Raw genomic sequence first — 23,150 nt, 5'->3', positions numbered from 1 at the left:
ACCTCTTTGATTTCTCAAAGAGGTTTTTGTTTTTATAAGAATAACAGTAATTCTTAAATTACCTTAAAACAGCATCTAAATTTTTCTCAAAAGATTGCTGTAATTTTTGCATTATTTTATCTATTTGTTTGTCTGCTAAAGTCTTTGTTTCATCTTGTAATAAGAAACTTACTGCATACGATTTTTTCCCTTCAGGTAGTTTATCTCCTTCATAAACATCAAATAAATCTACCTCTTTTAATAGTTTTTTCTCAGCTTGAAAAGCTAAATTATAAACTTCATTAAAAGCTACTTTAGAATCTATTAGCAAAGCTAAATCACGCTTTACAGTAGGGAATTTAGGTAATTCACTTACTTTTACGTTTTTATTTCCTACTAATTTTAAAATAGTGTCCCAATTAAAATCTGCAAATAAAACCTCTTGCTTAATTCCGAATTCTTTTAAAAGAGATCCTTTAACTACACCAAATTCTACTAATTTTATTTTTCCCAAACCAAAAGAAATTCCTTCAGAAAAAACATCTTGTTTCGATGGTGAAGATTTTACTTTATCGATACCTAATCTACTTAATAAAGAAGTTATAACACCTTTTAAGTAAAAGAAATCAGACATTTTATTAGCAACACTCCAGCTTTCTTTAGTTCTGCTACCAGTAACAAAAAGCGTTAAATGTTTATTTTCTTCGTATTTATCAGTATACTTATGGTAGGTTTTACCAAACTCATAAAATTGTAGTGAATTATTTTTTCTATTGATATTATACGCAACAGATTCTAAACCACTAAACAATAAAGACTGACGTAATACTTTTAAATCGTTACTTAACGGATTTAACATTGCTACGTTAGCTTCTTCATTAATATTCTCTGACAATGCAGTATACTCCGGCTTTGTTAAAGAATTAGCCATCGTTTCGTTAAAACCTAAAGCACTTAATTGGTTTGCAATAACGTTTTCAATCTTCGTTTCTTTATTAGAATCAAAAGAAATAGACGTATTTAGTTTATGAGAAAACTCAATATTATTGTAACCGTATACTCTTAAGATTTCTTCAATAATATCTGCTTCACGCTGAACATCTGTTCTATAAGAAGGTATGGTTAAACCTAAACCACCATTTGTTTCACTATTAATTTTAATTTCTAACGAAGCTAAAATATTTTTAATGGTTTCTTTTGGAATCTCCTGCCCTATTAATCTATAAACATGCTCGTAAGACAAAAACACTTGAAAATCTTCTATCTTAACCGGATAAAAATCAGAAACATCAGAAGCCAATTTACCTCCTGCATATTCTTCAATTAACAAAGCGGCTCTTTTTAAAGCATATTCTGTTGTATTAATATCTATACCACGTTCAAAACGGAAAGATGCATCTGTATTTAAACCATGTCTTTTAGCCGTTTTACGAACACTAACTGGGTTAAAATAGGCACTTTCTAAAAAGATTGAAGTTGTGTTTTTTGTAACACCAGAATTTAAACCTCCAAAAACACCACCTATACAAAGCGGATTAGAATCTGCATCACAGATTATAATATCTTCGGATGATAACTCTCTTTCAACTTCATCTAAAGTGGTAAACTTAGTACCTTCTTTTAATGTTTTAACAAGAATTTTATTTCCTTTTATTTTCTGAGCATCAAAGGCATGTAAAGGCTGTCCTAATTCGTGCAACACATAATTGGTAATATCTACAATATTATTTTTAGGCACTAAACCAATAGCTTTTAATCTATTTTGAATCCATTCTGGAGAATCCTTTACCTCTACATCTGTTATCGTTATTCCACAATAACGAGGAACCAATTCTTTGTTTTCTACTTCTACATCTATACGCAGTGTTCTTTCATCTACATGAAAATTACTTACAGAAGGAGAAATCAATTCTAATTTAATCTCTTTTTGAATTAAACCTGCTCGTAAATCTCTTGCTACACCAAAATGGCTCATAGCATCAGATCTATTTGGTGTTAACCCAATTTCGAACACATAATCTGTTTCTATTTTAAAAACTTCTGCAGCCGGAGTTCCTTCTTTAAGTTTGTCATCTAAAACTAAAATTCCGTCATGACCTTTACCTAAACCTAATTCATCTTCGGCACAAATCATTCCATGACTTTCTTCTCCTCTAATCTTTCCTTTTTTTATTTTAAAGCCATCACCTTTATCATCATATAAAGTGGTACCAATAGTTGCTACGGGTACTTTTTGTCCTGCGGCTACATTAGGTGCACCACAAACAATTTGTACAGGTTCTCCAGAACCTAAATCTACCGTAGTTACTTTTAATCTATCTGCGTTAGGGTGCTGTATACAGGTTAAAACTTTACCAACAACAATTCCTTTTAGGCTTCCTTTTATAGATTCTTTGGTTTCAATTCCTTCCACCTCTAATCCTAAATCAGTTAACAATTCTCCTGTCTTAATAGGTTCCCAATCTACTTGCAAAAATTGTTGCAACCAACTGTATGATATTTTCATATTCTGTCTATACGTTTATTAGCTGCAAATTTACTTAAAATCTACTTTTTATCATCCTTTTTCATTTTAAAAACGAAAGTTTATTTAAATAATTTTAAAATAAATACCTTTGCACTCTTAAATCTGAATAATGTTCAAGAAAATACCGAATTACGTCAAATACATTTTTACAAATGTTTTATTTTTATTTATCTATATTTTACTTTTTAGAATCCTTTTTTATCAGTTTTTTGCGCAATTAGAAGGAGTTGCTACTTCAGAAGTTCAAAAAGCAATTTCGTTAGGTGTTCGTTTTGATTTAAAATTAGCCGTAATTACATTTTTACCTTTGGCAATCTTAATTCTAATTGTTAACTATCGTTTTTTTAAAACAAAAATTTACAAAAAAATTGCTAACTTATATTTAGTACTTGCATATTTAATACTTACCCTATTTTATCTTTTTGATTTTGGTTATTATGATTACTTAAGCATTCGACTAGATGCTTCCTCTCTCCGTTTTTTAAGTAATTTAGAAATTTCTAGTCAGGTTTTAGTGGAAAGTTATCCCATTTATAAAGGAATTTTTGGGCTTTTACTGCTATGCTTCCTAATTTTTAAATTCTCTAAATTTATTTATAACTTTTATTCGAGTCAGAGAACTACTATTTCAAAAAAAATAAAAGCCATCTATTTTATTAGTACAATCTTACTTTTATCCTACGGAATTTACAATAGTATTACCCACTACCCTTTGCGTTGGAGTGAAGCTTTTTTCTCTAAAAAGAACGAAGTCAATCAATTTGCTTTGAATCCTGTTTTATACTTTTTCGATAGTTTTGCTTTTAGAAGTGAAGGCGTAAATATGGATAGTTTTAAAGCCTATTATCCTGTTATAGCTAAACAATTAAACTTACCAAAAGACAGTATTTCGTTTGAAAGAAAAGTAGTTTTTGATTCCACATATACAAAAAAACCAAATGTAGTTATTGTTATGATGGAATCTGTTGGGGTAAAACCACTAAGTTATTACGGAAATGCTATAAATAGCTCTCCAAAAATAGATTCTATTATAAAAAAGAGTCTTAGCTTTTCTAATTTTTATGTTCATAAGGTAGGTACTGCCGCTAGTGTTTTTGCAACCATAACAGGTTTACCAGATATAGAAAATGTTAAAACAGCTTCTAGAAATCCATTAATTCAAGATCAGCGTATTATTTTTGATCAATTTAAAGGATATGAAAAATTATACTTTTTAGGAGGAAGTGCCAATTGGGCTAATATTAGAAGTATTTTTCAATCGAATATAAATGGATTACAAATATTTGAAGAAGGAAGTTACAAAACCGAAAAAAGAGCTGATGTTTGGGGGATTGATGATTATGAGTTATTTAATGAATCGAATAAAGTATTAAAAAAATTATCTAAAGAAGATAAACCTTTTATTGCTTTTATACAAACCGCCTCTAATCACATGCCTTTTACAGTGCCTGATCAAAAAGAAAGTTATATGCCTTTAAGTGAAGATGAAGTGAGTGATGATTTGTTAAAGAAATCTGGTTTTAAATCTGTTGCTCAATTAAATGCTTTAAGATATTTAGATTTTAACATTGCTAAATTTTTAGAAAGAGCTAAAAAATCTGGATACTATGACAACACCATTTTTGCGTTTTTTGGAGACCATAATACATCTATGAAAAGGACCGATAAGTTTACCAAAGAATTTGACTTAAATATTCAAGCTCAACATGTTCCTTTCTTTATTCATGCACCTAACTTAATTAAAACAGGAACAATTTCTAAGAATGGAAAACTAATAGATTTATTTCCAACAGTAGCTAGTTTGGCTAAAATAAATTATACAAACTATACACTTGGTAACAATTTATTAGATTCTATCCCTAAAAAAACAGCTTCTTTTGTGTATCTAAAAATTAATGGAGAACCTGCTGTAGGTTTACTACAAGATAGTTTATATTACTCTAAAACCGACATCAGTAAAACAACTGGGTTGTTTAATTTAAAAACAAAAGAAGTAAAAGATATTAAAGATACATATCCTTTAGTAGCGAAGAAAATGGATAGTTTATTGAGCGCTTATTACCATGCTACAAAATATTTATATTTTAACAATAAGAAAAAGAAGTAATTGGTTTTGTGATTTACTAATACTACAATTTACGTAGTTTAATAAACCTTAAAGTTATTATTAACGCCTTAGATTTAAGATTGCAATCTTTGATGTAATAGACAGAATGGTAGGTAGAATATTCCTTACCGCCTATTGTTTATTAGTTTTAAAACAAATCTAAGGGTTTTAGTAATTTATAAAGCTTCCTTTGAGTCCTTATTTATTTACACTTTACATTTTTTTAAAAGATAATTCACAGAAAGAAAACACCTTACCTTTAAAATAAGATATTATAATTCTCCTAAAAAATGCATGTTAAAATAACTTGTATTTTAGATTTTTATCCTAAAAAAAATCTCTTATCTATCTTCTTAAAAAAGAAATAGTAAATATTAGCCAAAGTAGCGCCAAGAATAATTCCGGCAGAAATATCAATAGGAAAGTGTACTCCTAAATACAATCTGCTATAAGCAAATATTAATGGCCAAAATAAAATAAAATAAATGTACTTGTATTTATCTTTTAAAAGAAGCACTACAAAAACAGAGAAAAATGTAGATGTTGTGGCGTGCCCAGACGTAAAACTGTAACTCTGTGGATTTATTAAAGTTCTTAATAAATGCATTATTTCTGGGTCGTTATTCGGACGTAAACGTTGTACGTTATTTTTAATAAGGTTTGTAAATTGGTCTGAAAATGCAACCAATAAAATCATAGAAAGAATCATGATTCCTCCACGTTTCCAACCATAACCTTTAATGGTTAGGTAGAAAATAAAAATAAACAATGGGCTCCAATAAATTTGATTGGTAATTACCAACCAAAACGGATCCCATTGTTCACTTCCTAAATTATTTAAAAAAACTAAAAGATTTTTATCTAAATGTATAAGATTATCTAACAAATTACTTTCCTATTTTTAAAACTTCAACTTCAAAAACTAAATCTGATTTTGCCGGGAAAGGACCGTATTTACCTTCTCCATACCCTAAATAATAAGGGATAAACAGTCGTACTTTTTCGCCTTCATTCATGGTTAAAACACCTTCTTTAAAACCAGCAATCATAGGCCTTTGAGCATCATCTAACTGACAAACAAAAGGTTTTCCACTAGCATCTGAAGTAGATTGAATCTTTTTACCATCGGCCGTATACAAGGTATAATTAATAGACAAAGGTTTGTTATCAACTATCTTTTTACCCGAAGTTTTCTTTAATTTTAAAATTCTAAGTCCAGAAGATGTTTTTATCGCTTTGCCTTCATCCATTTTAGCTAAAAACGCTTCTTTTTCAGTTAAGTAAGTAGCATATCTTGCTTTTTCAACTTCTTCTTCTGCTTTCTTTTTATCTTTTTCTGAGTTTTCAAATGCATCCAATTGCGCATCAAAAACTTCAGCTGCGTTAAAATTACTTGCTTTAGTACCTAGTTTAAGAATCTTTACAGATAAAATAGTATCTTTTTGTACAATACTATTTACAACAGCCATTCTTGTAGAATCTATAGCCTTTTTTAACTGTAAAGAATCTTTAATTTTATTTTTTAATTCTTTTAATTGAAGAGAATTGATGGTTGTTTTACCAAAAACAGTATGCTTACCATCTAAATGCGGTATGGCTTTATGTGTAATAAAAAACTGACTATTATTGGTTTCTGGTCCGGCATTTGCCATAGAAAGAATCCCTTTATCATCATGTCTGTACATTAAATTACCATCTTCACTTTTCGGAAATTCATCTCCAAAAGTATAACCCGCATCTTTTCTTCCAGTAGCAGTAAAACCACCACCTTGAATTACAAAATTATCTACAACTCTATGAAAAATAATACCTTCATAAAAGTCTTTACCTTTTAAAGAATCTACTAACTTACTATTTGTTCCTTCTACAAGAGAAACAAAATTAGCAACTGTCATGGGTACATTTTCTGCATATAATTCTACTAAAATCGTTCCTTTGTTAGTTAAGATTTCAGCATAAACTCCATCCTTAAGTTCTTTATACTTTTCTGGAGTAGTACTGCATGCAGTTAATAAAACAACAAATGCTATTAAGTATTTTAAATTCTTCATAAAGGGTATTATTTTTTAATTTCTAATAACTCTACTTCAAAAATTAATGTAGAAAATGGTTTAATATCTGCACCTTGTTGTCTTGCTCCATAAGCTAATTCTTGAGGTATAAAAAATTTGTATTTAGAACCAACATTCATTAATTGCACACCTTCTGTCCATCCTTTAATTACTTGATTTAAACCAAATTCTGCAGGAGTACCTCTATCTACAGAGCTATCAAAAACTTTACCCTCTAAATTAGTACCATGGTAATGTACTTTAACTTTAGTTGTTGGTCCTGCTGGTTTTTCTCCTGTACCTTCTTTTAAAATAATGTATTGTAAACCACTAGCTGTAGTTACAACTCCTTTTTTAGTTTTGTTTTCAGCTAAAAAATCTTCACCTGCTTTTTTATTATCACCAAATTTAGTTTCTGCTTCCTTAGCTACTTTAGCTTGTTGTTCTTTCATTTGCTCTGCTTGCTTCTTTTGGAAGTAAGGGCTTATTACTTTCTGAATATCTTTAATATCTATTAATAAATTAGTAGAATCTAAACCATTTCTAATAGCCTGTGTAAGTACTTCTTGATTAACTTCTTCAAAACCAGACCTTAATTGACCAGACATACTTAAACCAATTGCATAACTAACAGAATCTATTTCTGTTTCTAAAGATTTAACTTCTTTTACTTGGTTACTACAAGAAACCATAGACGCAACAACTGCTACTGCTAAAACACTTTTTACTACTTTCATTTTTAATTATTTATATTGATTAATGTTACTGTACTTTTTATTGATTGATTAATTCCTATTTTATTTCCATCACCAGAAATACCAAAAGCATTATAAGACGGAATGACAAATGTAATGGTTTCTCCAACTTTCATCAACTTTATTCCGGCCTGAAGTGCAGAAATAAAATCTTCTTTATCTACTTGGTACTTTTTTTCACCTATTGCCTCTTTACTATAAATAATATGATCCTGTAAATCAGATATATTATATGCTATAGTTGCCACATCTCCTACTTTTGGCGTTGGTGTATTTTTTTCTATTTTATTGATATAAGTATACCAAAATCCATTTGGGGAAATTTGATACGTTTTAGTTGAATCTTTTTTAATTAACGTTACAATTTTATCTTCTTCAATTTTATTTAATCGAATAGACTTATTTATAGTTTCTTTTAAAATTGTGGTAGAATTTTTAGGATTTATTGGTCTTCTAGGTGCTACTTTAGAACAACCCCAACACAAAATAGTTGTAAGAATTAAAATTTTAATTTTCATAAGACGCTTCCAATTCTTTTTGATATTGTGGTAATAAGTTAACAAACTTGGTTACAGTTTCTGCCAACGATTCCTCAGACCTTCCTCCGGCTGCATTATCATGTCCACCTCCAGAAAAATGGTTTCTAGAAAACTGATTTACAGAAAAACGCCCTTTAGAACGGAAAGATATTTTTATAATTCCTTGCTCGCTGTCTTCAATAAAAATGGCTGCAAAAATGATTCCTTTTAAAGAAAGTGCATAATTTACAACACCTTCTGTATCTCCTTTTTGAAAATCGAATCTCTTTTTTTCTTCCGAAGTTAAGGTAATATAAGCCGTTTTATATTTTGGTAAAATTTGTAAATTACTTAATGCTTGTCCCAATAATAACAATCTATTATAAGAATTTGCATCGTATACATTGTTATGTATTTTATCGTTTTTAGCACCTTTATCTATTAAATCTGCAATAATTCTGTGTGTTGTACTTGTAGTAGATCTAAAGCGAAAAGACCCAGTATCTGTCATAATACCTGTATATAAACAAGTAGCTATTGCGGCATCAATTAAATCTAAATCGTTATTCATTTCTATAAATTGATACACCATTTGACTTGTAGAACAAATAGTAACATCAGAATACATATATTTTACATCATCTGGTTGTTGATGATGATCTATCATAGCAAAATCTTTAGGATATTTTTCTAACGTTTTTTGCATATCAGAACCTACTCTATGCAACGTATTAAAGTCTAAAAGAAAAATAAGATCTGATGCTTTTATTGCTTTTTGAGATTGATTATTTTGCCAATCGAAACGATATGTGGTATCAGACCCTGGCAACCAATGTAAAAATTCTGGATATTCATTCGGTACAACAACAGTTGCATTGTGTCCTTTTTTATCTAAATAATGCTTTAAAGCCAATGTAGAACCCATAGCATCTCCATCCGGATTTCTATGTCCTACAATTACAATATTTCTCGATTTATCAAGAAATATTTTTAAGTCTTCAAATCCTTTTAAAATCATAAGCTGCGAAGATACAATTTAATAACATTGTTCAAAATATTATTTCTTTTACATTTGTGTTAAAACAAAACCATTTAGTCTTGAAAAATTTAACAAACTTTATTTACCTTTTAGTTACAATTGCTCTCGTTTCTTGCTCGTCCTCTAAAAACTCTAATCATAGTAACACCAATGATTTTACCATTGCTTTTGGATCTTGTAATAAACAATATCTAGAAAATATTTTATGGAAAGAAATCAAAAAAAACAAACCAAATTTATGGATTTGGGGAGGTGACAACATTTATTCGGATACACATAACATGGACACATTAAGAAATGATTACTTAACATTAAGAAAGCAAAAGGGGTATTTAGACTTGGTAGAAAATATACCTGTTATGGCTACTTGGGATGATCATGATTATGGACTAAATGATAGCGGTGTAGAATCGCCAACAAAAAAAGAAGCGCAACAAATTTTCTTAGATTTTTTTAATGTTGATAAAACAAGCCCTCGAAGGCTACAGGAAGGCGTTTATCATTCAGAAGTTTTTAATACAACAAAAGGAAGTATTAAAGTTATTGTTTTAGATACTAGATACTTTAGAAGTGCTTTAACAAAAGATACCAAAAATTCTAAAAGATTTACACCAAACACTAGCGAAAAAGGAACTATTTTAGGAAAAACGCAATGGGAATGGTTTATAAAAGAATTAAACACCTCTAAAGCAGATTTTAATATCATTACAAGTAGTATTCAGGTATTAGCTGCAGAGCATGGTTTTGAAACTTGGGGAAATTTCCCAAATGAAGTTGATAAATTAAAACAAACAATTATTAAAAGTAAAGCAAAAGGTGTTTTATTACTTTCTGGAGATAGACATATTTCTGAATTTTCTAAAACAGCAGTCCCAAACCTTTCGTACCCACTTATAGATTTCACTTCTAGCGGACTTACTCACTCTTATAGTGATTTTACTAAGGAAACCAATAAATATAGAGTGCAAAATGTAGTCTCTAAAATTAGTTTTGGGCTTTTAAAATTCAATTTTAAGAAAAAAGAAATCACTATGGAAATGCGAGGTAAAAACAACAAATTACAGCAAGAATTAACACAAGTTTACCCTTAACTTGCAGTTAACATTAAATAATGTATTTTTGCAAAAATATAAAAAATAGAATGGCAACAAATAGAACATTTACAATGCTTAAACCAGATGCTGTAGAAAACGGACATACTGGTGCTATCTTAGAAAAAATTAACGCTGCAGGATTTAGAATTGTAGCAGTTAAAAAAACTCAAATGACAAAAGCAGATGCAGAAACTTTTTATGCTGTGCATAATGAGCGTCCGTTTTTTGGAGAATTAGTAGAGTTCATGACACGTGGACCAATCGTTGCTGCAATCTTAGAAAAAGAGAATGCTGTAGAAGATTTTAGAACTTTAATTGGCGCTACAAACCCAGCAGATGCTGCAGAAGGAACTATTAGAAAATTGTATGCAACTTCTATGGGAGAAAATGCAGTACATGGTTCTGATTCTGATGAAAATGCAGAAATTGAAGGAAACTTTCATTTTTCTGGAAGAGAGCAATTTTAAGAATTTTAAAATTCTTAATAAAATATTTTAAAAAGACTCGTAACATAATTGTTACGAGTCTTTTTCGTTTAAAAATGAATACTTTTTTTATCAACCTAAACTTATTACATATTCTCATAGCAACTAGCTATTTTTATATTCAGACACAAAAAATTAATTCAACACCACCAAGACCTAATCTTTTTAAGACGCTTACTTTTTAAAAAAGTTTTTTTCATTTTAACCTTCTGCCTTAAAACCAATATATTTCGCTAACTTCTAATTTAAATCAGTAAAACAAACGTTGTATCATTTAAGTTAGAGTACGTAAAAAAAACAAATATGAAATATTTAATAACCTTATTCATTATTATTGGGCTTGCAAGCTGTAAGAATGCTAAAAAAGCAAATTCAGAATATAATCGGAAAGCCGTAGAATTGAACAATAATGCTTTAAAGCTTTCAATAGATTCTAAAAAAGACAGTGCTTTAACTTTATACAACAAAGCTATTGAACTTGATAACAGTTACTATTTACCACATTTAAACAAGATTAGAGTTTATTTAGAGATGAAAGAATACGAAAAAGCTCTGTATGAAAGTGAAATGGTAATAAAGAAAAAACCTAAATTAGCAGAAGGTTGGTTTTTTGCTGGACTTTTAAATGAACACCAAGGGAATAATAAAAAAGCGAATACTTATTATAAGAAAAGTATTAAAATTTTCACAGACAGAATTAATAATCCTGATAACCTAAAGGATATTAATGCTAATAAATTGAATAGAGCATTATCAAAGAAATTTATGGGAGACGAATCTTATCTTGAAGACTTTAAAGAACTAGAGAAGATGAAGGATTATTCTTTTTTAGTTCACCAATTCAAAAACAAGACCAACCAAATGATCATGAAAGAATTGATAAAATAAGACATCTTCCACAAATAGAAAGGTAAAAAAATAGGTGAGACCATAATACTTTCATGGAAACTTTTATTTCTATGATGGAATAAAAGTTTTCATATTCACTTTCTACGCCAAAAACTTTAATTTAGCTAACTTCTAAACTAAATCATTAAACTGAAAATTACATAAGGAAGGTTACTTTCCATATGTAACAAAATCTCTAAAAAAGAATGGAAACTAAGAAAATACTTATAATACTAGGAATAATACTATTTGTTCTTATTGGTTTATTTTACATCTATGCCAAAGGATTGGGTTCAATGTATGCTCTTGGGAATAAGCCTGATGAAAGTCCTTTTTATATAACAACCAAACCTATAGTGGTTAAAAATATACTTTTGCCAAAAGGAACGAAAATCAGCTATAAGAAAAACTACTTTTGGCAAAAATATGAGCAAAAAGAACTACTTAATGAAAAAAACATTAAAGAGATTTCTTTTCCAGAAGTAATAAATTGGGGAGGAGTTCCAATTACTTCTATTTTAAAATTTTTTAATCCAGAAATGAAAGGTTTTAGTGTTTATGCTGATTTTAATAGATTAGATAAAAACAAAGAAACCCAATTTTCTAATTTATGGAAAAGTTGTAGTAGTAAATTACAAATAAGTGTGCAAGACACTGACGATTGGTCTTTTAATAAAAAAAATATTTCGGATATTGAATCTTGTAGTGTAAATTATCAAAGATATTTTAGTGAAGATGAAAAGCAACAAAAATTTTTGAATGACTTGCTTAGTGAAATGATGAAGATAAAAAAGTAAAAAAATAACGAACAAGCCCTAAGGTTTTAAAAACAATAAAGAATAGAAAAGGTCTTCTTAAACTGAAAAATATTCTTTTCAATCTAAACGCGATTCTTTTAATAGAACGTTGAGAAAAACCCTACACCAATAACAATTTAGAAATTACACCGTCGCCAATTTCCTCATTCATCATTTTAATAATTTTTTCTTTTCCATAACTTAACTCTTCCCGTAAAACAGAAGAGTTTAATTGAATAACCAAAGTTTTGTTTTGCAATTTCACAGAAACTGTATGATTGGCAACTCCAGGCCCCATCATTTTATTCCAAGTTTCTTCTGCTTTTATTTTTTGCATTCCCCTACTCAAGTTATTTTCCTTGATAAAACTTTTCATTAAATCTTCTATTGAAAAGGAATCGTTTTCTCTTTTTGCCATTATATGTAGCTTTTTACTTTTTACTATTTGCCTTTCGCTAATTGTTGTTTGAATAAAAAGACTTCGACAAGCGCTGTCTGATATTCGTAAAATAAATTGAATTTTGAAATCATGAAACTTCTTCGTCATTACGAATCAAACTTTTTTTGCTTGACATAGTAATCTCATTATTGTATCAAATAAACATTTTATCAATTTTTATCAGATTCATTTTTAAAGTTTTGATTTGAAACTTACAATTTAAAAATCTGATACTCTTTACTTCCTTGCTTTAATATATTTTCGGTTCTTTCAAAATGAGTGTCTGTTATAAATATTTGTCCAAATTCATCATTATTTACCAAATCTATTATTTGAGACACCCTATTTTCATCTAATTTATCAAAAATATCATCTAATAATAAGATAGGAATCACCTTCGATTGTTGTTTGATAAACTCAAACTGCGCCAATTTTAATGCAATTAAATACGATTTTTGCTGTCCTTGTGAGCCAAACTTTTTAATAGGATAATCGCCAATATCAAAACTTAAATCATCTTTATGTATGCCAGAAGTGGTGTATTGTATAATCTTATCTTTTACCAATGATTTTTGCAATAAATCCTGCATTTCAAAATCATGTAACTGACTCTTATAAAATAAATTAACACGTTCTTTATCGCCAGATATAATTTGATATTTTTCATTAAAAATAGGAATAAACTCTTCTAAAAATTTTTTTCTAACCTCATAAATTCGACTTCCATATTCAGAAAGTTGCTCATCATAAACACTTAAATTTAAAGCATCAAAAGTTCTATTAGCTGCAAAATATTTTAATAATGCGTTTCGCTGACTCAATACCTTATTATACGACAATAAATCTTTTAAATAAGTTTTATTTTGCTGAGAAATTACACCATCTATAAATTTTCTCCTCGTATCACTCCCCTCCGTTACCAAATCTCTATCTGCAGGCGAAATAATGACCAAAGGCAACTGACCAATATGCTCAGAAAACTTCTCGTAACTTTTTCCGTTTCTTTTTAAGACTTTCTTTTGTCCTTTTTTAAGACTGCAGACTATTTTTTCATTTCTATCATTTAAAAGATAGTCTCCTTCTATCATAAAAAACCCTTCTCCATGCCTAATATTCTGAACTGCGACAGAATTAAAATAACTTTTTGTAAAAGACAAGTAATAAATAGCATCTAAAACATTGGTTTTTCCAATACCGTTATTACCTACAAAGCAATTTATTTTCTGTTGAAAATCAAAAGATTGCGACTCAATATTTTTAAAATTGAGTAAAGAAATTTTCTTTAAATACATGAATAAAATTTGATATTGAAAACGTTTTGCAAATTATTGAAAATTTAGCGAATTATCCGCTTTTAAAATCCAATTAAAAAAACTATTTTTGTCGCCACTAATTTTTAAGGAAATAATGGCAACATACAAGAAAAAATATAAGGCAGAAAGTAAAAAAGTAGAAAATCAAATTGATGAATCAGAATTTGAAACAGCTGGAGTATTACATACTTTAGATGAAACAGCTTCTAAATCAGAACAATGGATTGAAAAGAATAACAAACCTTTGTTTTTAACTTTAATAACAATTGTTGTTATCTTCTTAGGATATTTAGGATATAATAAATATGTGTCTGAACCAAATGAAACAGAAGCTTCTAATGAATTAGCTTTTCCTAGAAAATATTTTGATGAAGCTGCCATTGCAGGTACCGGAATAGATTCTTTGTTAACTTTAGGTTTAGAAGGTGCAGATGGTAAATATGGTTTTTTAGACATTGCAGATTCTTTTAGCGGAACAGATGCTGGAAATTTAGCAAACTATTATGCTGGTGTTTCTTACTTACAAATGAAGAAATACGACAAAGCAATTGAGTATTTAAGTAAATTTAATTCTGATGATGAATTATTAGGACCTGTTTCTATAGGTGCTATTGGTGATGCTTTTGCAGATATTAATCAACCAGAAGATGCTTTAGAATATTATGAAAAAGCAGCGAATAAAAAAAGTAATGAATTTACTGCTCCATTATACTTATTTAAAGCAGGACAAACTGCTATGGAATTAAAGAATTTTGGTAAAGCAGAAACATTATTTACAAAAATTAAAGAAAACTATTCTAAATCTGACCAAGGTAGAGATATAGAAAAATATATAGCAGCTGCAAAATACGCTAACTAAAATAGTCTGCAGTTCTCAGTCCACCAGTAAGCAGTTGCAGTAGGCAGTAACTTACTAGATACTGAAACTTAAAACTTAAAACTTAATAAAAATGGCTACTACCAATTTATCAGTTTACGATAAAACAACAATCCCAAATGCGAAATCTTTTCGATTTGGGATTGTTGTTTCTGAATGGAATCCAGAAATTACAGAGAATTTACAAAAAGGCGCAATTGACACTTTATTAGATTGTGGAGCAACTAAAGAAAACATTATTTCTTGGAATGTTCCTGGAAGTTTTGAATTGGTTTATGGCTGCAAAAAAATGATTGCAACACAACAAGTAGATGCTATTATTGCCATTGGTAATGTAATACAAGGAGAAACAAAACATTTCGATTTTGTTTGTGAAGGTGTTACCCAAGGTATTGTAGATTTAAATGTAAAGTATGATGTTCCTGTAATTTTCTGTGTTTTAACAGATAACACAAAACAACAATCTTTAGATAGATCTGGCGGTAAATTAGGTAATAAAGGAACCGAATGTGCTGTAGCAGCAATAAAAATGGCTGCACTTAAAAACATTGATACTTCTACAGAAAGTATTGGATATTAATTAAATTAACACCTACCCTGCAATGTTTTAGAAACCTTGCAGGATAGGTATTCTTAAATTCTTAAATAATTTCTAAGTTTTTATAGTTAAAGGATTATAGCTTTATGTTATTTCTCCCTTTGGTAGAAATAACAAAACTGTATGTGAAATTAATTGACCCCTCGTGTCTTCTGACAGTTTTAAGAACTCTTTTAACATCTTTTTTTGAAGAATTACTTTTAATTCTGTAAATTTGAAATACTTATATAAGTTGGTATAATCCTTGATTTATTCAAGAAATTATAAACCAATAATACTAAAACTATGGGATTTTTAAAACGTACTAATAAAAAATTTGATTACCAACCTCGCTTCTACAAGGGAGAAGGAAGTCCTTTTAAAATTGAACATAAATTAGATCAATTTAGATCTACTACTGGTAAAAATAAAGGGATTAAAGGTAAATTTGGTGACGCTATTGACGATCTAAAAAACTCAGATAAAAGCGTAAACAAAACACTTTTTATTATCATCGCAATTTTGGTACTTATCTTTTTGTACATCATAGATTTCGATTTATCTATTTTCAATAAAAATTAATGTCGGATATTATTCAACTATTACCAGATCATGTTGCAAACCAAATTGCTGCAGGAGAAGTCGTTCAACGTCCTGCTTCTGTAGTAAAAGAGTTATTAGAAAATGCAATCGATGCAGGTGCAACCAACATAAAACTATTATTAAAAGATGCTGGAAAAACGTTAATTCAAGTAATTGATAACGGAAAAGGAATGAGCGCTACAGATGCTAGAATGAGTTTTGAGCGTCATGCAACTTCTAAAATTCAAAAAGCAGAAGATTTATTTAACCTTAGCACAAAAGGTTTTAGAGGAGAAGCTTTGGCTTCTATTGCAGCAATTGCTCATGTAGAGTTAAAAACAAAACAAGACAACGAAGAACTGGGTACTTGTATAAAAATTGAAGGAAGTAAAATTGTATCACAAGATTTTATTTCTACCAGTAAAGGAACAAGTATTGCTGTAAAAAACTTGTTTTACAATATTCCTGCTAGAAGAAATTTTTTAAAATCGGATACTGTAGAAACGCGTCATATTATAGATGAATTTCAAAGAGTAGCATTAGCACATCCAACTATTGCTTTTTTAATGCATCATAACAATAATGAAGTGTATCATTTAAAAAGCAGTAATTTAAGAAAACGAATTGTGAGTGTTTTCGGTACTAAAATGAATGAAAAATTAGTTCCCATAAACGAACAAACAGATATTGTTGGTATAGAAGGTTTTGTTGCAAAACCAGAATTTTCTAAAAGAAAAAGAGGAGAACAATTCTTTTTTGTAAATGATCGTTTTATAAAAAGTTCTTATTTAAATCATGCAGTTGTAAATGCCTTTGATGGTCTATTAGAACAGGGATCGCATCCCTCCTACTTTTTGTATTTAACCGTACCTGCAAACACTATTGACATCAATATACATCCCACAAAAACGGAGATAAAGTTTGATAATGAAAAAGCATTGTACGCCATGTTAAGAGCCACTGTAAAGCACAGTTTAGGGCAGTATAATGTAGCGCCTCTTTTAGATTTTAATAGAGATGCTAATTTAGACACTCCTTATGAGTTTAATACAAAAACAAAACCGACTTCTACTCCTAGAATATCTGTAGATCCAGATTTTAATCCATTTAAAGAAGAAGCCAGTAAAGAAATTCATACGCCGTTTAAAAGAGAAACACAAACCCAAAGTTGGGAATCTTTATATACTTCAGTTGCTATTACAGACGAAGAAAAACAGTCTGAATTATTTGACAATCAGCAAGAAATAAAAACACAAAAAACGTTTCAAATTCAACGTAAATATTTATTGAGTTCTATAAAGTCTGGTGTTGTTTTAATAAATCAATCTTTAGCACATCAGCGTATTTTATACGAAGATTTCTTAGAAAGTATTACCGTAAAAGAAGCCAATAGTCAGCAATTATTATTTCCGGTTAAAATCTCTTATACATCTGCAGAAATAGAAATGATTTACACCATAAAAACCGAATTAGAAAATGCAGGTTTTTCTTTTGATGAATTTACAAAAGATAGTGTTACTATAAAAGGAATTCCGGTTTCCGTTACAGAAAGTAAAATAACTATTATATTAGAAGAATTATTAAGTGATATAGATTTAGAAGTGCCAGACGCAAGTTTTAGTCATTTTGACGTAATGGCTAAATCATTTGCAAAAACATTGTCTATAAAAACAGGAACTCAACTTTCTGAGAGAGAACAAGAAGGCTTGGTAAATGATTTATTTTCTTGCAAAGAACCTACTGTTTCTCCTTTTGGAAAACCCACTTTTAAAACACTAACATTAAACGAAATAGATAATCTATTTAACAGTTAAAAATGAATAATAAACTTACAGATGCTATAAAACATTTAATTATTATAAATGTAATTTTATTTGTTGCTCCACAACTTTTAAAAATAGATTTAACAAATGTTTTGGCTTTACATTTTCCTAAAAATGAACATTTCGGAATTTGGCAATATGTAACTCACATGTTTATGCATGGTAGTTTTGGCCATATATTATTTAATATGTATGGTTTATGGGCTTTTGGAACACCTTTAGAACAAATGTGGGGAAAAAAGAAGTTTATATTCTTCTATTTTTCTGCCGGAATTGGAGCAGGAGTTATTTATACTTTAGTTAATTATTATCAATTTAATGGAATATACGATCAACTTATAGCATTAGGATTAAATGCTTCAGATATTCAAAACATATTAAATAGTGGTAGTTATAATGATTCTCTTATTACCCTTTCTAGCGAAACTATGAATAAATTTTACAGCTTATATCATACTCCTGCAATTGGAGCTTCTGGAGCAGTGTATGGGGTTTTAGTTGCCTTTGGAATGTATTTTAAAGACGCAAAATTGGCTTTAATATTTTTCCCTGTTCCTATTGCTGCAAAGTACTTTATTCCTGTTATTATTTTAGGTGATTTGTTTTTTGGAATGACAAAGTATTCTATTGGAAATATAGCACACTTTGCTCATGTTGGTGGTGCTTTAATAGGCTTTATTATTGCCTGGTATTGGAAAAAAAATCAATTTAAATCAAGTTAATGAGTTTTATAGATGAAATAAAAAACCGCTATAAAAGTGGAAATATCGTAGAAAAATTAATCTACGTAAATATTGCTGTTTTTGTTTTTACCTTATTAGTTTCTGTTTTTCAAGATTTGTATAAAGGAGAAGTAAATTGGGTAGTAGAATGGTTTTCTTTAGATGATAACTTATCTTCTATCCTTACAAAACCATGGACTATTATTACTTATGGATTTTTGCATGCAGACTTTTTACATATTCTTTTAAATCTAATCACCTTATTTTTTGTGGGCAATCTATTTATAGAATATTTTACACAAAAACAATTATTAACTTTTTACTTATTAGGAACTCTTTTTGGTGGAATTTTATTCATTTTAAGCCAAAATTATTTTCCCTTATTTCAAGGACAATCTTCTATGTTAGTAGGAGCTTCCGCAGGAATTTCAGCCATTTTTATAGGCATAACCACCTACATGCCTAATTATCAATTAAAAATACGCTTTATTGGTTTTGTAAAACTTTGGCACCTTGCTGTCATTTGGGTTGGTTTAGATATTTTAGCCTTATCCGGAGGTAATGCAGGAGGACATTTTGCTCATTTAGGCGGCGCATTATTCGGTTTTTTTTACGTTAAGAAAGCGGCAAATAAAGAAATAAAAATTTGGGAGTATTTTTCTTCCTTTTTTTCATCAAAACAGAAACCTTTAAAAACGGTATACAAAGCTCCTAAAAAGACTGCTAATTCAAGTAATAATAACAATTTAAATCAGCAGCAAATAGATAGTATTTTAGATAAAATTAGTAAATCTGGTTATGATACTTTAACCAAAGCCGAGAAAGAATTTTTGTTTAAACAAGGAAGAAAATAACATGAAGAAATTATCGCTTTTTGACAAGGTTATATACACTATAAATGGGCTATTGGCTTCAATTTTATTGCTGTCTTATTTTCTACGTTATATCTCTCCAAAAACGTTACCTGTTTTTGTTGTTTTAAGTACTTTTATCCCTTTACTAATTATAATTAATATAATTTTTGTCTTTTATTGGTTAATAAAACTAAAAAAACAACTTTTATTATCTTCTTTAGTTTTAATAATAGGATTCTTTTTCTCTACTCCTCTTTTTAAAATTTCTAGTAAAACCTCAGCTTTAAATAATGATTTAAAGGTAATGTCTTATAATGTTAAATCTTTTGATCTTTTTATAAAAAAAGATTCTAAAGGTAAAGAGCTAAATGGTTTTGAATTTATTAAAGTTAAAGATCCCGACATTTTAGTAGTTCAAGAATTTTACAAATCTAAAAAAGTAAATATTTCATTTCCCTATAAATATATTAGGCTATGGCCAAAAAACCATAAATATGGAATGGCCATTTATTCTAAATATAAAATAATAAATTCTGGTTCTTTCGATTTAAAAAACACGGTTAATAATATAATTTTTGCGGATATTGTAAAGGATAAAGACACTATAAGAATCTATGGTACACATTTAGAATCTCTTGGAATAAGACCGCATGAAGAAAATTTTGGTCAAAAAAATTCAGAAAAACTATTAAGAAGAGTTACAAATTCCTTTAAAAAACAAGCAGAACAGACAGAACTCTTTTTAGCCCATGAAAAAGAATGGAAAGGCAAAAAAATTGTTTGTGGAGATTTTAATAACACAGCATATTCTTGGGTTTACAACCAAATTTCTAGAAACAAAAAAGATGCTTTTATAAATGCAGGTAAAGGATTTGGAAAAAGTTTTGATTACCCTTTTCCCATGAGGATAGATTTTATTTTAACAGATAATACAGCAACAATAAATCAATTTAAAACATATACAGAAAAATACTCCGATCACTATCCTATAATGGCAAGAATTAATTGGTAAATTTATTTATCTTAAAAAATACTTTAATTTACTTTTCAACCCCATATTTACGTTCAATTATAAATACAATTCATATTTCGTTTCAGGAAGCTTTAGATCATCACTAATAAATTTCTTTACTACCGTAAAGCCATTTTTTTCTAATATTTTTGCCGAAGCTTTATTCTTATCCACAACATAGCCTACAATTTTTTTCATTCCAATTTTCTTACAATAAGAAATTAACCCAACACAAACTTCTGTTCCAAAACCATAACCCCATAACTTTTCTAAAAATCGGTATCCAATTTCATCATCTAAATTGTCTTTTACCAGGGCAACTGTTCCTATAAATTGATTGTCTATTTTTCTAATGATTGCGTAAATCCAAAAATCATTTTTTTGCTGATTATATCTTAAAATTAAAGAATTTAATTCTCTTTTATTTTCAATAAATGTTTTTGGTGTACCTGTAGCATATTTTAGAACATTACCATTACTCTCAAGTTCATGAAATGCATCTAAATCTTCCAAAATTAGTCTTCTAATAATTAACCTTTCCGTTTCAAAAATCATCAATAATGTCGTACTTTTGCTCTTACTAAACTGTTTAATACAGTATTTGTAAATATACAATTAGAACTTTAAGAAATATATCCTTTTTTTTAAAGTTTTGTTTTTTAGTTAAACAAACTTATTAGAATGAATGCAGAAAAAAAAGTTGCCTTTTACACTTTAGGATGCAAATTAAATTTTTCGGAAACATCTACAATTGCTCGTAATTTTGTGAGTGAAGGTTTTGAACGTGTAGATTTTGAAGAAAAAGCAGATGTATATGTTATAAACACCTGTTCCGTTACAGATAATGCCGATAAACGCTTTAAAACCATTGTAAAAAATGCTTTAAAGAAAAATGATGATGCCTTTTTAATTGCTGTTGGTTGTTATGCGCAATTAAAACCAGAGGAACTAGCTGCAGTAGATGGTGTAGATTTAGTTTTAGGAGCAACAGAAAAATTTAATGTTACAAGTTATATAAACGACTTAACTAAAAATAATATTGGTGAAGTTCACTCTTGTGAAATTTCTGATGCAGATTTTTATGTGGGCTCTTATTCCATAGGAGATAGAACTCGAGCCTTTTTAAAAGTGCAAGATGGTTGCGATTATAAATGTACGTATTGTACAATACCTTTAGCTCGTGGAATTTCTAGAAGTGATACTTTAGAAAATGTGATTGAAAATGCCAAAGAAATATCATCTAAAGGAATTAAAGAAATCGTTTTAACTGGCGTTAATATTGGTGATTATGGTAAAGGTGAATTTGGTAATAAAAAGCACGAACATACTTTCTTAGAATTAGTAAAAGAATTAGATAAAGTTGAGGGCATTCATCGTTTACGAATTTCATCAATAGAACCTAATTTATTAAAAGATGAAACCATTGATTTTGTATCAAAATCAAATTCCTTTGTACCTCATTTTCACATACCTCTACAATCTGGTAGTGATGAATTACTAAGGAAAATGAAACGTAGGTATTTAATCAATACGTATACAAATAGAGTTTCTAAAATTAAAGAAGTAATGCCTAATGCTTGTATTGGTGTAGATGTTATTGTAGGTTTTCCTGGTGAAACGGATGAACTCTTTTTAGACACCTACAACTATTTAAATGAAATGGATATTTCATATTTACATGTTTTTACCTATTCGGAAAGGCCTAACACAGAAGCTGTTCTTTTAGACGGTGTTATACCTAAAAAAGTACGTGCAAAGCGTAGTAAAATGTTACGTGGTTTATCTGCTAAAAAAAGGCGTGCTTTTTATGAAAGTCAATTAGGAAATACATTAACTGTTTTGTTTGAAAACGAAAATAAAGAAGGTTTTATAAACGGTTTTACAGAAAATTACGTTAAAGTTAAAACACCTTGGAATCCGGAGTTAGTGAATACATTACACACTATAACACTTACCAAAATTGATGAAGATGGTCTTGTAAGATTTAATTTTGATAAAAATAAAATTACAGCGTAAAAAATATTATTTCTATAAAACATGAAAAAAATTGCTATTTACCTAGTACCTGGATTAGCTGCTGGACCAGAAATTTTTGAAAACTTAGAATTACCAAAAGACAAATATGAAATTCATTATTTAAAATGGATAACGCCTGTAGCACAAGAAGAAACGATTGCTAACTATGCCATGAGAATGTGTGAAGAAGTTAAAACAGAAAATCCTGTTTTAATTGGTGTATCTTTTGGGGGAATTATGGTGCAAGAAATGAGTAAATACTTAGACACGAAAAAAGTAATTATCGTTTCTAGTGTAAAACATCATCAAGAACTTCCAAAAAGATTTCGAGTAGTAAAATTCACAAAAGCATATAAATTTTTTCCAACAAAAGTTGTTTCTAATTTTGAAGATTACGCTCAATATTTTTTAGGAAAATCTTTAAAAAAGAGAGCAGATATTTATAAAAAATATCTTTCGGTAAGAAGTAAATTATACTTAAACTGGTCTATAGGTACTATTATTAGATGGGAACAAACAGAAAAAGACACAAACATAACTCACATTCATGGTACAGATGATCATGTGTTTCCTATTAAAAATATAGATAATTGTATAGAGATTAAAGGCGGAAGCCACATTATGATTATCACGAAAGCAAAAAAAATATCTAAAATTATTGATGCTATTTTAACTTCTTAAAACCAGCATATTTC

23 protein-coding genes are annotated in these 23,150 nt (G+C 28.9%); 14 read left to right on the top strand and 9 right to left on the bottom strand.

The window, feature by feature from the left end; all coding sequences use genetic code 11:
• Nucleotides 1–58 precede the first annotated feature (58 nt).
• A complete protein-coding gene (pheT, locus tag MPF19_RS08940) occupies nt 59–2,485 on the bottom strand; it encodes a phenylalanine--tRNA ligase subunit beta (protein ID WP_203392150.1) in 2,427 nt (808 codons plus the stop codon).
• A 130-nt stretch (nt 2,486–2,615) separates the two neighbouring features.
• On the opposite strand from pheT, the gene MPF19_RS08935 reads away from it, so the two are divergent.
• The gene (locus tag MPF19_RS08935; RefSeq protein ID WP_249987864.1) at nt 2,616–4,613 is read left to right on the top strand and encodes an LTA synthase family protein; all 1,998 of its coding nucleotides are present in this window, start codon (nt 2,616–2,618) and stop codon (nt 4,611–4,613) included.
• A gap of 322 nt (nt 4,614–4,935) precedes the next feature.
• Here MPF19_RS08935 and MPF19_RS08930 read toward each other — a convergent pair whose 3' ends face one another.
• The 5 genes from MPF19_RS08930 to MPF19_RS08910 are packed head-to-tail and all read right to left on the bottom strand — an operon-like array spanning nt 4,936 to nt 8,955.
• Nucleotides 4,936–5,499 (bottom strand): phosphatase PAP2 family protein, encoded by a 564-nt coding sequence (locus MPF19_RS08930; protein ID WP_249987862.1) that lies wholly within the window; start codon nt 5,497–5,499, stop codon nt 4,936–4,938.
• Nucleotide 5,500: 1 nt separating this feature from the next.
• Nucleotides 5,501–6,664 (bottom strand): peptidylprolyl isomerase, encoded by a 1,164-nt coding sequence (locus MPF19_RS08925; protein ID WP_249987860.1) that lies wholly within the window; start codon nt 6,662–6,664, stop codon nt 5,501–5,503.
• An 8-nt stretch (nt 6,665–6,672) separates the two neighbouring features.
• Nucleotides 6,673–7,401: a BamJ family beta-barrel-assembly machinery protein gene (gene bamJ / locus MPF19_RS08920; RefSeq protein ID WP_249987859.1), complete on the bottom strand. Its 729-nt coding sequence runs from the start codon at nt 7,399–7,401 to the stop codon at nt 6,673–6,675.
• 2 nt (nt 7,402–7,403) lie between these two features.
• Complete coding sequence (gene gldI, locus MPF19_RS08915) at nt 7,404–7,937, bottom strand: gliding motility-associated peptidyl-prolyl isomerase GldI (protein ID WP_249987857.1); 534 nt, start codon at nt 7,935–7,937, stop codon at nt 7,404–7,406.
• Nucleotides 7,927–8,955, bottom strand: a complete 1,029-nt coding sequence (locus MPF19_RS08910) for a DHH family phosphoesterase (RefSeq protein ID WP_249987855.1) — start codon at nt 8,953–8,955, stop codon at nt 7,927–7,929. The genes gldI and MPF19_RS08910 overlap by 11 nt, the downstream gene beginning before the upstream one ends.
• 80 nt (nt 8,956–9,035) lie before the next feature.
• Here MPF19_RS08910 and MPF19_RS08905 point away from each other — a divergent pair, with 80 nt between their 5' ends.
• The 4 genes from MPF19_RS08905 to MPF19_RS08890 all read left to right on the top strand — a co-directional run bounded on the left by MPF19_RS08905 (nt 9,036) and on the right by MPF19_RS08890 (nt 12,240).
• Complete coding sequence (locus tag MPF19_RS08905) at nt 9,036–10,067, top strand: alkaline phosphatase D family protein (protein WP_249987854.1); 1,032 nt, start codon at nt 9,036–9,038, stop codon at nt 10,065–10,067.
• Nucleotides 10,068–10,117: 50 nt separating this feature from the next.
• Nucleotides 10,118–10,537, top strand: coding sequence for a nucleoside-diphosphate kinase (locus MPF19_RS08900; RefSeq protein ID WP_203392142.1), 420 nt, complete (start codon nt 10,118–10,120; stop codon nt 10,535–10,537).
• 321 nt (nt 10,538–10,858) lie between these two features.
• Nucleotides 10,859–11,443, top strand: a complete 585-nt coding sequence (locus MPF19_RS08895; protein ID WP_203392141.1) for a tetratricopeptide repeat protein — start codon at nt 10,859–10,861, stop codon at nt 11,441–11,443.
• Nucleotides 11,444–11,649: 206 nt separating this feature from the next.
• Entirely contained in the window at nt 11,650–12,240 is a 591-nt protein-coding gene (locus MPF19_RS08890) for a hypothetical protein (protein WP_203392140.1), read from the top strand.
• 121 nt (nt 12,241–12,361) lie between these two features.
• Here MPF19_RS08890 and MPF19_RS08885 read toward each other — a convergent pair whose 3' ends face one another.
• Together MPF19_RS08885 and recF are read right to left on the bottom strand one after the other, a co-directional pair.
• Nucleotides 12,362–12,658 (bottom strand): DciA family protein, encoded by a 297-nt coding sequence (locus MPF19_RS08885; protein WP_203392139.1) that lies wholly within the window; start codon nt 12,656–12,658, stop codon nt 12,362–12,364.
• A gap of 233 nt (nt 12,659–12,891) precedes the next feature.
• Nucleotides 12,892–13,971 (bottom strand): DNA replication/repair protein RecF, encoded by a 1,080-nt coding sequence (recF, locus tag MPF19_RS08880; RefSeq protein ID WP_203392138.1) that lies wholly within the window; start codon nt 13,969–13,971, stop codon nt 12,892–12,894.
• A gap of 88 nt (nt 13,972–14,059) precedes the next feature.
• On the opposite strand from recF, the gene MPF19_RS08875 reads away from it, so the two are divergent.
• The 7 genes from MPF19_RS08875 (at nt 14,060) to MPF19_RS08845 (ending at nt 20,439) form a co-directional block, all read left to right on the top strand.
• The gene (locus tag MPF19_RS08875; RefSeq protein WP_249987852.1) at nt 14,060–14,851 is read left to right on the top strand and encodes a tetratricopeptide repeat protein; all 792 of its coding nucleotides are present in this window, start codon (nt 14,060–14,062) and stop codon (nt 14,849–14,851) included.
• Nucleotides 14,852–14,942: 91 nt separating this feature from the next.
• A complete protein-coding gene (gene ribH, locus MPF19_RS08870) occupies nt 14,943–15,449 on the top strand; it encodes a 6,7-dimethyl-8-ribityllumazine synthase (RefSeq protein ID WP_249987851.1) in 507 nt (168 codons plus the stop codon).
• Nucleotides 15,450–15,752: 303 nt separating this feature from the next.
• Nucleotides 15,753–16,028, top strand: a complete 276-nt coding sequence (locus MPF19_RS08865) for a riboflavin synthase subunit beta (protein ID WP_203392136.1) — start codon at nt 15,753–15,755, stop codon at nt 16,026–16,028.
• Nucleotides 16,028–17,842 carry a DNA mismatch repair endonuclease MutL gene (gene mutL, locus MPF19_RS08860; protein ID WP_249987849.1) on the top strand — a complete coding sequence of 605 codons (1,815 nt, stop codon included), beginning with the start codon at nt 16,028–16,030 and terminating at the stop codon, nt 17,840–17,842. The genes MPF19_RS08865 and mutL overlap by 1 nt, the downstream gene beginning before the upstream one ends.
• Nucleotides 17,843–17,844: 2 nt before the next feature.
• The gene (locus MPF19_RS08855; RefSeq protein ID WP_203392134.1) at nt 17,845–18,573 is read left to right on the top strand and encodes a rhomboid family intramembrane serine protease; all 729 of its coding nucleotides are present in this window, start codon (nt 17,845–17,847) and stop codon (nt 18,571–18,573) included.
• Nucleotides 18,573–19,427, top strand: coding sequence for a rhomboid family intramembrane serine protease (locus MPF19_RS08850; RefSeq protein ID WP_249987848.1), 855 nt, complete (start codon nt 18,573–18,575; stop codon nt 19,425–19,427). The genes MPF19_RS08855 and MPF19_RS08850 overlap by 1 nt, the downstream gene beginning before the upstream one ends.
• A gap of 1 nt (nt 19,428) precedes the next feature.
• Nucleotides 19,429–20,439, top strand: a complete 1,011-nt coding sequence (locus MPF19_RS08845) for an endonuclease/exonuclease/phosphatase family protein (protein ID WP_249987845.1) — start codon at nt 19,429–19,431, stop codon at nt 20,437–20,439.
• A gap of 57 nt (nt 20,440–20,496) precedes the next feature.
• Here MPF19_RS08845 and MPF19_RS08840 read toward each other — a convergent pair whose 3' ends face one another.
• Nucleotides 20,497–20,994 carry a GNAT family N-acetyltransferase gene (locus tag MPF19_RS08840; protein ID WP_249987843.1) on the bottom strand — a complete coding sequence of 166 codons (498 nt, stop codon included), beginning with the start codon at nt 20,992–20,994 and terminating at the stop codon, nt 20,497–20,499.
• A gap of 126 nt (nt 20,995–21,120) precedes the next feature.
• On the opposite strand from MPF19_RS08840, the gene mtaB reads away from it, so the two are divergent.
• The gene (gene mtaB, locus MPF19_RS08835) at nt 21,121–22,455 is read left to right on the top strand and encodes a tRNA (N(6)-L-threonylcarbamoyladenosine(37)-C(2))-methylthiotransferase MtaB (RefSeq protein WP_249987842.1); all 1,335 of its coding nucleotides are present in this window, start codon (nt 21,121–21,123) and stop codon (nt 22,453–22,455) included.
• Nucleotides 22,456–22,476: 21 nt separating this feature from the next.
• On the top strand, nt 22,477–23,136 hold the full coding sequence (locus MPF19_RS08830) for an alpha/beta hydrolase family protein (protein WP_249987840.1): 660 nt from the start codon (nt 22,477–22,479) through the stop codon (nt 23,134–23,136).
• The last annotated feature ends 14 nt before the right edge of the window (nt 23,137–23,150 follow it).

The sequence above is a fragment of the Polaribacter sp. Z014 genome (assembly GCF_023555435.1).
Taxonomy (GTDB): Bacteria; Bacteroidota; Bacteroidia; order Flavobacteriales; family Flavobacteriaceae; genus Polaribacter.
Note: the sequence above shows the minus strand (reverse complement) of the source record. Positions and strands in the feature narration are given on the sequence as shown.

Bases quoted from the DNA above. Each gene is read 5' to 3' on its own strand.
- pheT (WP_203392150.1), bottom strand. From the start codon at position 2,485: ATGAAAATATCATACAGTTGGTTGCAACAATTTTTGCAAGTAGATTGG.
- MPF19_RS08935 (WP_249987864.1), top strand. From the start codon at position 2,616: ATGTTCAAGAAAATACCGAATTACGTCAAATACATTTTTACAAATGTT.
- MPF19_RS08925 (WP_249987860.1), bottom strand. From the start codon at position 6,664: ATGAAGAATTTAAAATACTTAATAGCATTTGTTGTTTTATTAACTGCA.
- bamJ (WP_249987859.1), bottom strand. From the start codon at position 7,401: ATGAAAGTAGTAAAAAGTGTTTTAGCAGTAGCAGTTGTTGCGTCTATG.
- gldI (WP_249987857.1), bottom strand. From the start codon at position 7,937: ATGAAAATTAAAATTTTAATTCTTACAACTATTTTGTGTTGGGGTTGT.
- MPF19_RS08910 (WP_249987855.1), bottom strand. From the start codon at position 8,955: ATGATTTTAAAAGGATTTGAAGACTTAAAAATATTTCTTGATAAATCG.
- MPF19_RS08900 (WP_203392142.1), top strand. From the start codon at position 10,118: ATGGCAACAAATAGAACATTTACAATGCTTAAACCAGATGCTGTAGAA.
- MPF19_RS08895 (WP_203392141.1), top strand. From the start codon at position 10,859: ATGAAATATTTAATAACCTTATTCATTATTATTGGGCTTGCAAGCTGT.
- MPF19_RS08890 (WP_203392140.1), top strand. From the start codon at position 11,650: ATGGAAACTAAGAAAATACTTATAATACTAGGAATAATACTATTTGTT.
- MPF19_RS08885 (WP_203392139.1), bottom strand. From the start codon at position 12,658: ATGGCAAAAAGAGAAAACGATTCCTTTTCAATAGAAGATTTAATGAAA.
- recF (WP_203392138.1), bottom strand. From the start codon at position 13,971: ATGTATTTAAAGAAAATTTCTTTACTCAATTTTAAAAATATTGAGTCG.
- ribH (WP_249987851.1), top strand. From the start codon at position 14,943: ATGGCTACTACCAATTTATCAGTTTACGATAAAACAACAATCCCAAAT.
- MPF19_RS08865 (WP_203392136.1), top strand. From the start codon at position 15,753: ATGGGATTTTTAAAACGTACTAATAAAAAATTTGATTACCAACCTCGC.
- mutL (WP_249987849.1), top strand. From the start codon at position 16,028: ATGTCGGATATTATTCAACTATTACCAGATCATGTTGCAAACCAAATT.
- MPF19_RS08855 (WP_203392134.1), top strand. From the start codon at position 17,845: ATGAATAATAAACTTACAGATGCTATAAAACATTTAATTATTATAAAT.
- MPF19_RS08850 (WP_249987848.1), top strand. From the start codon at position 18,573: ATGAGTTTTATAGATGAAATAAAAAACCGCTATAAAAGTGGAAATATC.
- MPF19_RS08845 (WP_249987845.1), top strand. From the start codon at position 19,429: ATGAAGAAATTATCGCTTTTTGACAAGGTTATATACACTATAAATGGG.
- MPF19_RS08840 (WP_249987843.1), bottom strand. From the start codon at position 20,994: ATGATTTTTGAAACGGAAAGGTTAATTATTAGAAGACTAATTTTGGAA.
- mtaB (WP_249987842.1), top strand. From the start codon at position 21,121: ATGAATGCAGAAAAAAAAGTTGCCTTTTACACTTTAGGATGCAAATTA.
- MPF19_RS08830 (WP_249987840.1), top strand. From the start codon at position 22,477: ATGAAAAAAATTGCTATTTACCTAGTACCTGGATTAGCTGCTGGACCA.